This is a genomic window from Micromonospora sp. NBC_01405 (assembly GCF_045040155.1).
GTDB lineage: Bacteria > Actinomycetota > Actinomycetes > Mycobacteriales > Micromonosporaceae > Micromonospora.
Genome location: NZ_CP109532.1, coordinates 5,404,968 through 5,418,583, shown reverse-complemented (window position 1 = coordinate 5,418,583; position 13,616 = coordinate 5,404,968). Strand labels below are relative to the sequence as shown.

12 protein-coding genes are annotated in these 13,616 nt (G+C 71.1%); 4 read left to right on the top strand and 8 right to left on the bottom strand.

Features of this window, described 5'->3' with window-relative positions:
• Positions 1-3 precede the first annotated feature (3 nt).
• From OG559_RS23500 to OG559_RS23480, 5 genes are all read right to left on the bottom strand, one after another.
• Positions 4-1,008 carry a MerR family transcriptional regulator gene (locus OG559_RS23500; RefSeq protein ID WP_405107032.1) on the bottom strand — a complete coding sequence of 335 codons (1,005 nt, stop codon included), beginning with the start codon at positions 1,006-1,008 and terminating at the stop codon, positions 4-6.
• 6 nt (positions 1,009-1,014) lie between these two features.
• Positions 1,015-1,683, bottom strand: coding sequence for a HEAT repeat domain-containing protein (locus OG559_RS23495; RefSeq protein WP_405107030.1), 669 nt, complete (start codon positions 1,681-1,683; stop codon positions 1,015-1,017).
• Between the two features lie 141 nt (positions 1,684-1,824).
• The gene (locus OG559_RS23490; RefSeq protein ID WP_405107027.1) at positions 1,825-3,723 is read right to left on the bottom strand and encodes an ABC transporter ATP-binding protein; all 1,899 of its coding nucleotides are present in this window, start codon (positions 3,721-3,723) and stop codon (positions 1,825-1,827) included.
• A complete protein-coding gene (locus tag OG559_RS23485) occupies positions 3,720-5,426 on the bottom strand; it encodes an ABC transporter transmembrane domain-containing protein (protein ID WP_405107024.1) in 1,707 nt (568 codons plus the stop codon). Before OG559_RS23485 ends, OG559_RS23490 begins: the two co-directional genes overlap by 4 nt.
• A gap of 83 nt (positions 5,427-5,509) precedes the next feature.
• Positions 5,510-6,574, bottom strand: a complete 1,065-nt coding sequence (locus OG559_RS23480) for a P1 family peptidase (protein ID WP_405107021.1) — start codon at positions 6,572-6,574, stop codon at positions 5,510-5,512.
• Between the two features lie 289 nt (positions 6,575-6,863).
• Between OG559_RS23480 and OG559_RS23475 the strand changes: the two genes are divergently transcribed.
• Positions 6,864-8,090: a peptidoglycan DD-metalloendopeptidase family protein gene (locus tag OG559_RS23475; RefSeq protein ID WP_405107018.1), complete on the top strand. Its 1,227-nt coding sequence runs from the start codon at positions 6,864-6,866 to the stop codon at positions 8,088-8,090.
• A 120-nt stretch (positions 8,091-8,210) separates the two neighbouring features.
• Here the strand turns inward: OG559_RS23475 and OG559_RS23470 are convergent, their stop codons facing one another.
• Together OG559_RS23470 and OG559_RS23465 are read right to left on the bottom strand one after the other, a co-directional pair.
• Complete coding sequence (locus OG559_RS23470) at positions 8,211-8,756, bottom strand: hypothetical protein (RefSeq protein WP_405107015.1); 546 nt, start codon at positions 8,754-8,756, stop codon at positions 8,211-8,213.
• A complete protein-coding gene (locus OG559_RS23465) occupies positions 8,753-9,133 on the bottom strand; it encodes a hypothetical protein (RefSeq protein WP_405107012.1) in 381 nt (126 codons plus the stop codon). The genes OG559_RS23470 and OG559_RS23465 overlap by 4 nt, the downstream gene beginning before the upstream one ends.
• 120 nt (positions 9,134-9,253) lie before the next feature.
• Between OG559_RS23465 and OG559_RS23460 the strand changes: the two genes are divergently transcribed.
• Both OG559_RS23460 and OG559_RS23455 read left to right on the top strand, forming a co-directional pair.
• The gene (locus tag OG559_RS23460) at positions 9,254-10,474 is read left to right on the top strand and encodes a sensor histidine kinase (protein ID WP_405107009.1); all 1,221 of its coding nucleotides are present in this window, start codon (positions 9,254-9,256) and stop codon (positions 10,472-10,474) included.
• Positions 10,471-11,073: a DNA-binding response regulator gene (locus OG559_RS23455; RefSeq protein WP_396673681.1), complete on the top strand. Its 603-nt coding sequence runs from the start codon at positions 10,471-10,473 to the stop codon at positions 11,071-11,073. The genes OG559_RS23460 and OG559_RS23455 overlap by 4 nt, the downstream gene beginning before the upstream one ends.
• 24 nt (positions 11,074-11,097) lie before the next feature.
• Here OG559_RS23455 and OG559_RS23450 read toward each other — a convergent pair whose 3' ends face one another.
• A complete protein-coding gene (locus tag OG559_RS23450) occupies positions 11,098-11,775 on the bottom strand; it encodes a macro domain-containing protein (protein ID WP_405107005.1) in 678 nt (225 codons plus the stop codon).
• 205 nt (positions 11,776-11,980) lie between these two features.
• Between OG559_RS23450 and OG559_RS23445 the strand changes: the two genes are divergently transcribed.
• On the top strand, positions 11,981-13,588 hold the full coding sequence (locus OG559_RS23445) for an ADP-ribosyltransferase domain-containing protein (RefSeq protein ID WP_405107002.1): 1,608 nt from the start codon (positions 11,981-11,983) through the stop codon (positions 13,586-13,588).
• The last annotated feature ends 28 nt before the right edge of the window (positions 13,589-13,616 follow it).

Below are 13,616 nucleotides of genomic sequence, written 5' to 3'. Positions count from 1 at the left end.
CCCCTACCGTGCGTCGCGGAGCCTGAGAATGTATGTCGCGGTAAGCGCAACGGCACGGTCTTCGTCATGTGACAGATCCGCGAGGGCACGTGACGCCGTGATCCCCGGGATATCCGCGAGCGCCTGTGTCAGCCGTCGACGTGCGGACGATTCAACGGTGCCGTTGGCGAGGCAGTCAACGAGCCTGGTGGCGATCTGATCCGCCAACACGGGATCGCTCGCCGGCACGCTCAGCGCATCGGCTGCGTCGGCGTCATTCGCCTCCTCGACGATCATATCTATGAGCGTCGTTACTGCTTCGGCAACTCCACGTGCCCCGAGCGCCAGAGCCGCACACCTGCGGACCACGATGTCGGAGTTCGTGAGGGCGTCCTGAAGCAGTGCGGTCGCGTCACCGTTCGGAATCTCGGCGATGGACTCGACGGCACGTTTCCACACCTCGGCGACTGGCGAGCTGAGGCCCTCCGCCAGCAGTGCCAATCCGCCGTCGCCCGATTGCGCCAGAGCCCAACGAAGGGCTCCGGCGACGTTCGGGTCCGTCTCGCTCAACGCTGCCTCGACCAGAGCTTCCACTGGCACCGGAACCTCTACGACTGAGGACAGGGCCGCGCGTTGGCGCTTCCCAGCGCTCTCCGACCCCAATGCCTGGAGGAGTGCGACGATCTGGAGGACATCCTCCCAGTCCGCGGGTTCCGCGGCACCGGTCCGACGAAGTCGCGTAAGCAGCTCAGTCTCACCCGCAATGCGTTCCCGCGTCCGACGGATGAGGTCGTCGACGAGCTCCGAGGGCGTGAATCCGGGGTCATCCAGCGCGCGCCCGACTTCACGCAGCGACAGCCCCAATGACCGCAGGCTCTCGATATGGAAGATCCGCCGGATGTCCTCGCTGGAGTACTCTCGATAGCCAGCCTCGGTACGACCCGTGGGCCGCACCAGGCCGAGCGAGTCGTAATGCCTGAGCATGCGGGCGCTGACCCCGGCCCGTCGTGCCACCTCACCGATCAACACTGCCGCTCACCCCTCCTGGCTGGTCCTGCCGAGGGCTACGAGGCGCTTCGCCTCCTCGATCGCGAACTCGAATCCGGCATCCGGGTTGTGTGACAGCCGTTCCGTGGCGATCGCGTGCTGACGTACGCGGGGATCGGGATCCGCCGTCGCGGCGCGCACGGTCGGCATGATCACCTCACCGAGCGCGATCAGCGCCCGGCTGAGGCTCAACCGCATCTCACGCTCGCCGCGCCCGAGCTGTGTCGCCAACACTTCGGCCAACTCGGGTTCTTCACCTTCGGGCACGAGTACGACCGCTGCTCGCCAGGCGCTCCGCGCCACCTCGTCGTCGGCGTCGGTCAGAAGCGCCCGGGTGATCGCCGGCCACGCTTGCCGATCCCCGATCTTGGACAGCGTGTGCAACGCCTGGCTTCGTGCCTGCGCGCGCTCCGAGCGGACTTCATCGATGAGCTTCGGGACCGTCGTCAATGACGAGTGGCGGGTGAGTGCCCACGTGAGCATTTCGCGCACAGAAAAATCGGGCTCGATCGCGCATCGTTCGATGAGCTTGTCGATGAACCGCGGGTCAGGGGTCGTGCCGACCGCCAACGCTGCCCGCAGCCGCACCGACGAGCTGCTGCTCTCCAGCCCCTGGAGAGCTCGCATCGTGTTCGTGTCCTCTTTCGGCATGGTCATCGGGGCCACCTCCTTGACACAGTGAAGACCTTGTCACTGTGTCAAGGTCAAGCGCGGCCACGCCGTGAAGTGGCCAGGCACCCCTCTGCCCACCCGAGGCCCGCCTCGGTGGCGTCACACCGTGGTCGAGGAGCGGGAGGGTCAGCTCTCCCCCGGCGCCGACGCCTGGACGTACTCCTCGCTCTCGCGTGCTTGCGGGACCACGAGACCGGGCGTGCTCCAGGAACGCCACAGTCGGCTGTACCCGCCCCCCGCCTCCAGCAACTGGCCGTGCGTGCCGTGCTCGGTGATGCGCCCGTGATCCAGGACAACGATGCGGTCCGCGGTGGCCGCCTGGCTGAGCCGGTGGGCGACGATCAGCGTGGTGCGGCCCTCGGTGGCCGCCGTGGCGGCGCGGTCGAGGTCACGCGCGCCCGCGCTGCCAGCCTCCGCGGTGGCCTCGTCGAGGACTGCGACGGCGGGGTCGGCGAGGACGAGGCGGGCCAGGGCAAGCTGCTGGGCCTGGGCGGCGGTGAGCTGCCGTCCGCCCTCCCCCACGCTCGTGGCGAGGCCGTCGGGCAGGGTACGGAGCAGGGCGGTGGCGCCGACGAGGTCGAGGGCTGCGGTTATCTCGGCGTCGGTGGCGTCCGGGTCGGCGAGGCGCAGGTCGTCGCCGAGCGTACCGGCGAAGACGTGCACCTCCTGGCTGATCAGGGCGATCTCGCGACGGACGCGGTGCTCCCCCAGTTGCGCCAGCGGCACGCCGCGCAGGCACACCGAGCCGCGAGTGGGCGCGATGATTCCGGCGGCGATGCCGGCAAGCGTGCTCTTGCCCGCTCCGCTCGCTCCGACGAGAGCGACGCGTTCCCCGGGTGCGAGACGAAGGGCGACGTCCCGCAGCACCACTGGTCCGTCGTCGTAGCAGTGCCGGGTGATGACCATCTCCAGCGCCGCGGGCTCGGGCTCGCCCGGCCCCGCCGTCGCGGACCGTCCCCGACGAGCGGGCCCAGGGCCGTCGGGGGAAGCGGGGCCGTCGGGGGAAGCGGGGCCGGGCAGTGAGGTGACGCCGACGAGCCGGGCGAGGCTCGCCCCGGCCTGCAGCACGGAGTCCGACTGGAGCAGCAGCAGGCCGATGGGGTTGAAGAGGCGGTGGAAGTAGAGGGCGGCGGTGGTGGCTGCTCCCACGGTAACCAGATCGTCGCGGACCAGCAGGAAACCGGCGAGCAGCACGGCGGCGAGCCCCACGAACTCCGACCGGTTCATCCGCAGCCCAAGACGCGTGTGGAAGTTGAAGATCTCCAACGACAGGTCGCGGGCCACGGCAGAGCGCTCGGCGATCCGGGCGACGTGGGCATCCTCCATCCGGTAGGCGCGCACGGTCGCCGACCCACGAAGCGCCCCGGCCATCGCCTGCGCCCGCTCGCCGGTCGCCACCCGCTCGCGCGCGTAGTACGGAACCGAGCGCTTCAGGTACCAGCGCAGCGCCAACGCGTAGGCGGGGGCCGCCGCCAGCCCGGCGAGGCCGAGCCGCCAGTCGAGGGCGAAGAGCCCCGCCGCGGTCAGCACGATGGACAGCAGCGCGCCGAGGAAGGCGGGTCCGCTGGTGCTGATCACATTCGTCGCCACGGCCACGTCGTCGCCGGCGCGGGCCACCAGGTCCCCGGTCCCGGCTCGCTCCAGCGTGGCTGACGGCAGGTGCAGGGCGCGGTCGAGGACCCGCTCCCGCAGCCGCGCCAGCACGGTCTCGCCGAGGCGTGCCGCGACCGCGGCGCCGGCTGCGGTGAGGAGCCCGGCGAGCAACGCCGCGCCCGCGATCACACCCGCCCAGGCCACGATCCGTGGCGTGTCGGCCCCGTCGATGACGTCATCGACGAGGCGACCGAGCACCCAGGGGGCGAGGAGCCCGGTCGCGGCCGCGGCGACCAGCAACGTGGCGGCTGCGACGCTGAGCCCGGGCAGCCGGGCGAACTCCGTTCGGAGGGCGGCCCAGGTCTGCCGGGCCGTGGCCGTCGGCAGCAGTTGCCTGGATTCAACGCCGATCGTGGTCGACTCGTCGGTCACCGCAGGACCTCCTCCCGGTAGCGGGCGTCGCTGGCGAGCAGGTGGTCGTGAGAGCCCTCGGCGACGACCCGCCCACGGTCGATCACGGCCACTCGGTGCGTGATCCGCAGCAGAGCCGGACTGTTGGTGATCAGCACGGTGCCGCGGGCCTCCGCCCCGCGAGCCGAGGCCAACCCCTCGGCGACCATCAGCTCGGTCACCGCGTCGACCGCCGTGGTGGGGTTGTGCAGCACCAGTACCGGCGGGTCGGCGGCGAGTGCCCTGGCCAGCCCGATCCGCTGCCGCTGCCCGCCGGACAGGTTCGCCCCCCGCTCGGTGAGCAGGCGGTCGACCCCGTGCGGATGCGCGGCGAGCACGTCCTCGGCCGCCGCAGCCCGCACCGCGGCGCGCAGGACCGTCTCGTCGATGCTGGCGTCCGCGGCGAGGTTGGCGCGCAGCGTCCCCTCGAACAACGCCACGTCATGCTGCTCGACCAGGACTGTGCTGCGCAGGGCGTCGATGTGCAGCTCCTCGGCCGGCACGCCGTCGACGTACAGCGTTCCCCGGTAGTCCTCCCGGGGTACCCGGCCGGACAGCAGCGCGACCAGCGCCTCGGCCTCGCCCGGATCGTAGGCGAGCACGCCCAGGACCTCACCGGCGCCGACCCGCAGGCACACTCCGTCGAGTCCGGCGTACCCGACCGTGTCGAGGGCGAGGCGCGACGGGTCCGGGGCCGGCTGCCCGGCGGTCCCCGGCCGGGTGAGCGGCGGGGCACCGAGGACCCGGGCGACCCGCCCCGCGGAGGCGCGGGCCATGGCGAACACCTGTACGCCGTACCCGAGCGTCTGCACGGGCTCGGCGATGAACTGGGCCAGCCCGACGACGGCGACGAGCTCGCCGATGGTGAGCCGGCCCTGTAGCGCGAGCCAGCCGGCGACGCCGGCGACCGCCGCGAGGAAGAGTCCGTTGACGGTGGTGGTGAGCCCTAAGTGCAGGCCCTTGGTGGTGGCGGCACGCAGGGTGACCTTCAGGGCATGACTGCTGGCGACCGCGTACCGGCGTGCGGCGTGTTCCTGTGCGCCGATGCCGCGCAACACGCGTAGGCCGGAGACGAGGTCCACGGCGAGCGAGGTGGTGGCGGCGAGGGCCTCCTGCTGGGACGCGCTGCGCCGGGTGAGCAGCGGCGCCATCCGTTGGAGGGCGACGACCAGCAGCGGCACCCCGATGAGCACCCCGAGCCCGAGCGGAACGTCGACGACGAGCAACGCGACGGCCGCGACCACGAGTGCGGTGAGCGCGGCGGCGCAGAACCCCGCGACCCGTACGACGAGGGCGGACAGTTCGGCGTCGGAGGCGGTGACGGACAGCAGCTCGCCGTCGCGCATGCCCGAGCGGCGTCCGCGCGGGTCGAGGGCGCTCCCGGCGATCTCGACCCGCAGGACGTGTGCCTCCTGCTCCACGGCGGCGTAGGCCTGGCGGGCACCGGTTCGATACGCGAAGGCGAGAACGGAGAAGAGGACGGCAAGACCGGCGAGCGAGAGCAGCAGCGCACCCACGTCCCCGGTGGCGACCGCACGGTCGATGATCACGCCGATGGCGACCGGAACGAGGGCCTCGGTGGCCTGATGGACGCAGAGCAGCGCGATGCCGGCCGCCACGCGACCGCGCTGGCGGCGCAGGGCGCGGCGCAGCACCACCCGACCGCTGATCTCATCGCCGGCCATGAGCGTCAGGCCCCTGCGAGAACGAAGGAAAATGTGTACACGAGCTGCGCCCTCCCAGCGATCAAGGGACAGGTTAGCCTGCCCTAATGCCCGGCGACGCCGGGGCCTTGGCGCTGCCCGGCACGGCCTGCGGTGACGAGCCGCTGGAGCACGCGGTGGTGCGGGACGGCATGCTGCACCCGGCCTCGCACACCGGTGGTGGTCACGGCCATGAACAACGAGTTGAGCAGTGCCTCCTCGACCGAGTCCATGACGGCGGCGAAGAGCGGATCGATCATCGCGTCGGGTAGCGGCTGCTGCGGTTGCGGTGCCGTGGTGAAGGCGATCGCGTAGTCGCCGCTGCCGTTGGTGTACGCCGCACCCACCCGGGACATGGCGAACACGGCCCGGCGGGCGAGCCGGCCGAGCTGACGGGCGTCCACCGGCGCGTCGGTGGCCACGATGATCATGCACGAGTTGCCGGGCGGCTCCTCCCGGTCGTGCTGCGACACCAGTTCGGCAACGGGCATCGGGACTCCCAGCACGGTGAGGATGCCGCTGAAGTTCGACTGGACGAGGGCGCCGACGGTACGGACGGAGCCGTCGACGCCGACCCGTCGCGACGAGGTGCCGATGCCGGCCTTGAAACCCAGGGCTGTCGTGCCGGTGCCCGCGCCGACGCATCCCTCCGCCGGCAGACCGGCCGAGGCGTGCTCGACGGCATCGAGCACGTGCTCCTCGGTCACCGGGCGACGGCGGATGTCGGACAGGTGGGCATCGTTGGTCTCCCCGACCAGCGGATTGAACGACACTCCGGCCGGGTCCCGGTCCATCAGGTAGGTGAGCAGGGCGTCCGCGGCGCGGAAGACCGACAGGGTCGCGGTCAGCACGATCGGTGATTCCAGGACACCGAGTTCGTCCACCTGCGTCGAGCCGACGAGCTTCCCGTACCCGTTCCCGACGTACACCGCGGCCGGAAGCGCCGGGTGCCCGGCGCTGAGCCGGCGCGGCACGACGGCGGTGACGCCGGTGTGCAGGTCGGCGCCGTCATCGACGGTGACGTGACCGACCAGGACGTCGGCCACGTCGGTGATGGCGTTGAGCGGGCCGGTCGGCAGGGTACCGACGGCGATGCCGAGGTCCCGTGTCCGGCGTGGTCTCTGGTCCACCGCACTCCTGTCGTCGTGGTCAGCCTGGCACGGTACCCACGATCGTCGGGTCGGTGTACCGGCCCGGTCCAGGTTCGCACCGGAACGACGCCGGGCGGCAGCCGGGAACCAGGAGGGCGCGTCTATATTCACCCGCAGCGTTGTATCGATGTCGAGAAGATCGCGGGAAGGGCATAGCGTGACTGGAGAGACAGCGGGGAGGCGGCTGCGAGCACTCGTGACAGCCGTGGCCGTCCTGTGCGGACTTGCGCTCGTACCGGCCCAGCCGGCGTCCGCTCAGGCCGGAGCGATGATCCAGCCGGTGGGCGGGCGGGTCACCGGGGTGCTTTCGAACAGGTGTGGCGGCACCGACAGCGATCACTACGGTGTGGACATCGCGGGAAACAGCGGGATGGCGATCGGCGCCGCCTACACCGGCACTGTCACCTTCGCCGGCTGGTCCGCCGGCGGGGGCAACATGGTGACGCTCTCCCACGCCAGCGGTTACCAGACCAGATACCTGCACATGGTGCAGCAGCCCGCGGTCACCGTCGGGCAGCGGGTCGGGCAGGGGCAGGTGCTCGGGTACGTCGGCAGCACCGGCAACTCCACCGGCCCTCACCTGCACTTCGAGATCCGGCGCAACGGCGCGGTGTACAACATCACCCCGGCCTACGCCTGCGGCGGCACGGTCACCAAGGGCGCTGCCATCAACCTGGCGTTCGAGGACCTGACGCCGACCGATGAGGTTCCCGATCGGTTCGCGTTCGTGAACTCGGCCGGCGTCGTGCACGCCAAGGACGGCGCGTACTCGTCGTGGCAGGCCGTCAACGCCGGCGGAGCCACCAAGGTCGTGCTCAGCGGCAACTGGATCGGCTGGCTGCAGGACGGCAACTTCTTCGCCAAGGACGGCATCTACGCCCCGTGGCTCACCATCGCCGGAGGCGGACAGGTCCGCGACATCGCCATAAGCGGCAACCGGTTCGCGTTCGTCAACTCGGCCGGCGTCGTGCACGCCAAGGACGGCGCGTACTCGTCGTGGCAGGCCGTCAACGCCGGCGGAGCCACCAAGGTCGTGCTCAGCGGCAACTGGATCGGCTGGCAACAGGCCGGCAACTTCTACGCCAAGGACGGCATCTACGCCGAATGGCTCACCGTAGCGGGAGGCGGGCAGGTCAGCGACATCGCGATAAACGGCAACCGGTTCGCGTTCGTCAACTCGGCCGGCGTCCTGCACGCCAAGGACGGCGCGTACTCGTCGTGGCAGGCCGTCAACAGCGGCGGAGCCACCAAGGTCGCACTCAGCGGCAACTGGATCGGCTGGCAACAGAGCGGTAACTACTACGCCAAGAACGGCATCTACGCCGAATGGCTCACCATCGCCGGGGGCGGGCAGGTCAGCGACATCGCGGTCAGCGGTCAGGACTGGTTCGCGTTCGTCGGCGGCGGCAACTTCTTCGCCAAGCAGGGCGCCTACGCCTCGTGGTTGACCATGAGCGGCGGCGGGCAGGTCAGCAGGATCGCCATCACCACCTGACGGGCACACCACGTCGAGCGGGCGGGGAGAGCGAGGGTTCGCTCTCCCCGCCCGCTGGGCATCGGGTTGCCCACCTCGGGCGGCTGGGTCTCCCCCGAGATGCGGGCACCCTGAGATCGGCTAGCCGAGGACGACCAGTTGGACCGCGATCAGGATGTCGAACACGCCGCACCACTCGGCGTACGAGCGGGCCACGGCCTTGTCGAGCTTGAGGTGGACGAAGTCCCAGATGCCGTGGAAGAGCCAGCCGGCCGCCACCAGGTAGCGGCCCAGGTCGGGGTCCACGGCCAGCCCGAGGAGGGCGAGCGCGCCGAAGGCGAGCATGCCCAGCGCCTGGACCCGGATCGTGCCGGGCCGCAGCGCGTGACCACCGATCGCGCTCCAGATCAGCGCGCCCAGAGCGACCGGGACGATGACGGCGGTCGCTGGGATCTCCGCCAGCCGCAGGCCCGTGATGAGCAGGACGCAGGCGACCAGCACGATCCAGGAGAGACTCCGCCTTCCCGCCCTGGCGACGACCAGGTAGAGCAGGGGCAGGGTCAGGAGAACCTCGCCGAGCCCGGCCACCTGGCCGGCGCGGTCGTCGCCGCCGAGGCTCAGCGCGGCCGACGCGAGGGCCAGCAGCGTGGGCCAGCGCCGGCCCAGGGTGCGGATCGTGCGGCTCATCGCGCGTACTCCTCGCGGCGGCGGAGCATGACGACGAGCATGAGCGGCAGCATCACGACGTGGGTGGCGATCATCAGTTGGTCGCCCGAGATGACGCTCAGCCAACTCAGTGGCGCGAGAACGACCGCCGGTGCGAACATCGCGCCGACCATCTCCAGCGTGCCCGCCCAGCCGTGGCGGCGGTACCGCATCCAGACGACCATCCCGACCGACATGTCGAACGCCATGGCCAACGCGGCGATCTCGGGGTGCCGTGCCGCCGAGTGGTCGACGCCGGCGAGGGCGAGGACCCCGGCGCGGGCCGCGCCGAGGACCAGCATGCCGACCACCATCGCGGCGACCATCTCCAGGTAGTGCCGAACGAAGTGGCGCCTCATCTGACTGCTCCCTCCGGGTATGGACAGGGGGTGAACTTGCACCGTCCACACTGGGCGCTGCGACGGACCGCCAGTAGTGCCGAACCCGCATGTGGGGGCGTGGGTCCGTCACGAGATCTCATGACACCTGTCATGCCGGTCAACTGCGACAATGGCCGCGTGGTGGACGAGCCGATCGAGCACGGGACGGGGCTCACGGGCTTTCGCCGGTACACCTGGTGGACGCTGACCGGGGCCGTGGTGAGCATGCTGGTCTTCTTCACCGGCGACTGGCTGCTGGGTGGCGGCGTGCCGGCCTGGGCCCGCAGCGTCGGCGGCGCCGCGCTCGCCGTCACCGTCGTCGCGAGCGTGGTGCTGCTCAACCGGCGGCTGATCCCGGTGCCCGGTGACGTGGTGCGGGGCCGGCCCGCCGGATGGCTGATCGCCGGGGGCGCGGGCGCCGCGGTGCTGGGCGCGATTCAGCTCGCCCTGCGGGAGTACGGGCTGTGGGCGGTGGCCCCGGCGATGATGGTGGCGATCGGCGCGGCGTTCCTGTCGGCGCGGGGCCGGCGGGCGCTCGTCGCGGGCGCGCTGGCGGTCACCCCGGTGCCCGGCACGCTCGTCTGCCTGCGCTCCGGCGAGGGTGACCTGCTCTACGCGGCGGCGTTCCCGCTGGGTCTGACGGCCTTCACCGCCTGGACGACGCTGGGTCCGCTGTGGGCGTGGGACGTCGCGGGCCGGCTGCACCAGGCCCGGCGGCTCGCCGCGGAGCTGGCGGTCAAGGACGAACGGCTGCGGTTCGCCGCCGACCTGCACGACATCCAGGGCCACCACCTTCAGGTGATCGCGGTGAAGAGCGAGTTGGCGGCGCGGCTGGCCGAGGTCGACCCGGACCGGGCCGCCGCCGAGATGAGGGAGGTGCGGCGGCTGGCCACCGACGCGCTGCGGGAGACCCGCGCCCTGGTGCAGGGCTACCGCCGCACGACGCTGGAGGAGGAGATCTCCAACGCGACCCGGGTGCTGACCGCCGCCGACATCGACGCGCGGATGGAGCTGCGGCCGGCCGCCGAGAGCCTGTCCGCGTCCGGCCGACACCTGCTCGGGCTGGTGATGCGCGAGGCCACGACCAATGTGCTGCGCCACAGCCGCGCCGCGCGGGCCGACGTCGAGTACCGGGTCGACGGCGGCCGGGCCCACCTGCGGGTGAGCAACGACGGCGCGGTCGAGGTGCCCGACGCGGCGGCCGGCACCGGGTTGGCCACGCTCGCCGAGCGGCTGGCCGCGGCCGGCGGCGACCTGACCTGGCGGCACGACGGGGACCGTTTCGTCGTCGCGGCGAGGCTGCCGGTGGGTGCGGCATGATCCGCCTGCTGCTCGCCGACGACGAGGAGATGCTCCGCGGCGCCCTCGCGGCGCTGCTCGGGCTGGAGGCCGACATCACGGTCGTGGCCGAGGCGTCGACCTCCACGGACGCCACCCGCCTGGCTCTGGAACATCGGCCCGACATCGCCGTACTGGATCTGGAGATGCCGCCGACCGACGGGTTGCGCGCCGCCGAGGAGATCCGGGCCGTGCTGCCCACCCGGATCGTGCTGGTCACCCGGCACGCCCGGCCGGCCGTGCTGCGCCGGGCGTTGTCGGCCGGGGTGAGCGGCTTCGTGCCGAAGAGCACGGCGGCCACCCGGCTCGCGGAGATCGTCCGCGACGTCGCGGCCGGCCGGCGGTACGTCGACCCGGAGATCGCCGCGTCCGCCCTCACCGAGGACGCCTGTCCGCTGACCGAACGCGAACTGGAGATGCTGCGCGCGTCCCGGGCCGGCGCCTCGGTCAACGAGATCGCCGCGCACGTTCACCTCGCCCCGGGCACCGTCCGCAACTACCTGTCCGCGGCCATGACCAAGCTCGGCGTCAGCTCGCGTCACGCGGCCGCGCATCGCGCGTGGGAGGAGGGCTGGATCTAGCCGGGTGGGTCGGCGTTCACGACGTCATCGGTGAGAGCCGGGTGCCGTGGGGGGCGTCACCCGCACCCGCTCCTCCTCAGGACGACTCTCGATGCCGTCGAGCTGCGTACAGATGGTCCTCCGCAGGTCGTCGTAGTCCCGGAAGCGGTAGTCGTTGAACAGGGTGTAGCCGGTCCACATCAGATTGGCGCACACCCGCGGCACCACCCGGCCCGTGGCCGCGCCCATGCCGACCAGCACCACCGACTTGATGCTGCCCGGCTCCTTCTCGTTCTGCATGTGGATCGCCTGGAACGCGGCGGCGCACGCCAGCGCCACGTTCAACGTCTCGCTCACGTTCTCCACCGACTGCTCCATCGTCGGCGTCGAGATCAGGAACTTCGGGTTGGTCGCCCCGGACGGCACACACACGGCACTTCCCAGCGGCAGCGACCCGCCGAACTGATCGCGGATCGCGCGCTGGACGCGTAGCTGGATCCCCGCCCCGAGGTGCCGCTTGATGACCGCATCGACCCCGCCGTCCATCCGGCCGGCCGAGTTGGTCGGGCTGACCCAGGCGTCGGCGTGCTCGTTGGTGATCGACCCCTTGTGGATCTCGACCTCGGGGGTGTCGGCGAACGCCGCCCGCCACGCCTGCACCACCTTGGCGTTGACGTCCTTCAGCACCACCTTGAGCAGCGGCTTTTCAAGATCGGCAGTCATGGCTCGCTCCGATGGCGGGAAGGGGGGGTGTCCGACGTAGATCAAGATACCGCGCCGGGCGACGCACGAAGTGCCGGGTGAAACGCCGACGGGTGGGCTGTCCTGCTTCCCGACATCGCATCTGTCGCACTCGCGCGGCACAATCCTCCCGCACCTTGATCACCCGTGCCGTCACCGCCACGGGTCGCCACCTCAGGAGCCCACGATGAGCGACGCCGACGCCCCCGACCCGACCGATTCGCTGGCCCTCGCCGAGCTCTTCAAGGGCGGCGGCGAGCCGTGGTTGCCGCTCCTGAAACCGGTCATCGAGGCGCAGCCGGCCGCAGCCACGTTCATCGGCCCGGGCCGCGCCCCGAAGGTCGTACCCGTCCGGGAACTGACCTTCCAGGCGCTCAAGCCCAACCCACCGCACAAGTGGAAGGTCGTCGTCTTCGGCCAGAACCCGTACCCGCGGCCCGAGAGCGCCACCGGCATCGCCATGTTCGACAACACCTTCCACGACTGGGCCGACAGCCAGTTCGGCAGGGTCGTCACCATCCGCTGCATCATCAAGGCCGCGGCGATGTGGAAGCACGGCATCCCCAAGAAGACGCCGATCGGGGACATCCGCGCCCTGCTGAAGGAACACGACACCGTGCAGCCGCCGGAGTGGTTCCAGGCGATGCTCACCCAGGGCGTGTTGCTTCTGAACGCGGCACTCACCGCGAGCAGCGACGGCGCGATGTCCACCGCCCAGCACACCGCGTTCTGGCAACCGGTCGTCGAGAGGCTCGTCGAGGAGATTCTGAGGGCGAAGCAGCACGCCGACGAAGAGGACCGGGGCGTGGTGTTCGCGTGGTGGGGGGCGCACGCCCGCAACCTGAAGAAGATCGTGCTCCAGCTCGAGAAGAAGTACCCCGAGGTGGAGGTCCGGCACATCGACCACCCCAACCCCGCGGCACAGGGCGACATCTTCTGCGACGGGAACCACTTCGCCGACGTGAACGCGGCCCTCAGGACGCTGGGGGCCGACGAGATCGACTGGCTGCCCAGCAAGGGGTGGAGCACGCTGACCGGGCAGGCCGGCGGCACGGACGCGGGCATGGCCGACCGGATGGGAGCCTTCATCGCCTCCACGATGGAGCTGCACAAGCTCTACCTCGAGCGGCTCGCCAGCGTCAAGGACGAGGGGCTCGTACTCCCCGCGATCACCGGCGTGTTCGACACCCCCCTCATGGACTTCCGCGAGGCCGCCGAGCCGGTGGCGAAGCTGCTGTCGGGGCTCGACTGGCACGTGGAGCAGTCGCGCCAGTTCGGCGAGACGCAGGTGAACGGCGGGGCCCACGGCCTGTCCGTCGACGAGGTCGCCGCCCTCTACCTGTACACCTGCGAGTCGGCGTTCTACCGACAGATCAACGCCACCCTGCGTGACCCGGACCGCAGTAGGATCCTCCCGTACCTGCCGTACCTGCGACTGTTGTTCTCGGCCGTGTCGCGGCTTCCAGCCCGCACCGAGCCGCTGTGGCGTGGGGTGTCGCTGGACCTGCGGGCGCAGTACCCGCTCGGCCAGACCGTGACGTGGTGGGGCGTGTCCTCGTGCACGTCGAAGCTCAGCGTGGCCCAGGCGTTCCTCGGCAGCCGCGGCAAGCGGACGCTCTTCGAGGTGCTTCCCGTGCGGGCGGTGGGCATCCGCAGGTTCTCCGCGTTCACCGGCGAGGAGGAGTTCATCCTCGCCCCCGGCACGCAGCTCGAGGTGACCGACGTGAGGGCCGAACGCAACGGCCTGTACACCGTGCGGCTGGCCGAACTGGCCGAGCAGCACCTGGTGGCGTGAGCAGTCGAGGCGGGTGCCGGGACAACGC

Excerpts from the sequence above, each read along its gene's own strand:
- OG559_RS23495 (WP_405107030.1), bottom strand. The coding sequence starts at position 1,683 with ATGACCATGCCGAAAGAGGACACGAACACGATGCGAGCTCTCCAGGGG.
- OG559_RS23485 (WP_405107024.1), bottom strand. The coding sequence starts at position 5,426 with ATGGCCGGCGATGAGATCAGCGGTCGGGTGGTGCTGCGCCGCGCCCTG.
- OG559_RS23475 (WP_405107018.1), top strand. The coding sequence starts at position 6,864 with ATGATCCAGCCGGTGGGCGGGCGGGTCACCGGGGTGCTTTCGAACAGG.
- OG559_RS23470 (WP_405107015.1), bottom strand. The coding sequence starts at position 8,756 with ATGAGCCGCACGATCCGCACCCTGGGCCGGCGCTGGCCCACGCTGCTG.
- OG559_RS23465 (WP_405107012.1), bottom strand. The coding sequence starts at position 9,133 with ATGAGGCGCCACTTCGTTCGGCACTACCTGGAGATGGTCGCCGCGATG.
- OG559_RS23460 (WP_405107009.1), top strand. The coding sequence starts at position 9,254 with ATGACACCTGTCATGCCGGTCAACTGCGACAATGGCCGCGTGGTGGAC.
- OG559_RS23455 (WP_396673681.1), top strand. The coding sequence starts at position 10,471 with ATGATCCGCCTGCTGCTCGCCGACGACGAGGAGATGCTCCGCGGCGCC.
- OG559_RS23450 (WP_405107005.1), bottom strand. The coding sequence starts at position 11,775 with ATGACTGCCGATCTTGAAAAGCCGCTGCTCAAGGTGGTGCTGAAGGAC.
- OG559_RS23445 (WP_405107002.1), top strand. The coding sequence starts at position 11,981 with ATGAGCGACGCCGACGCCCCCGACCCGACCGATTCGCTGGCCCTCGCC.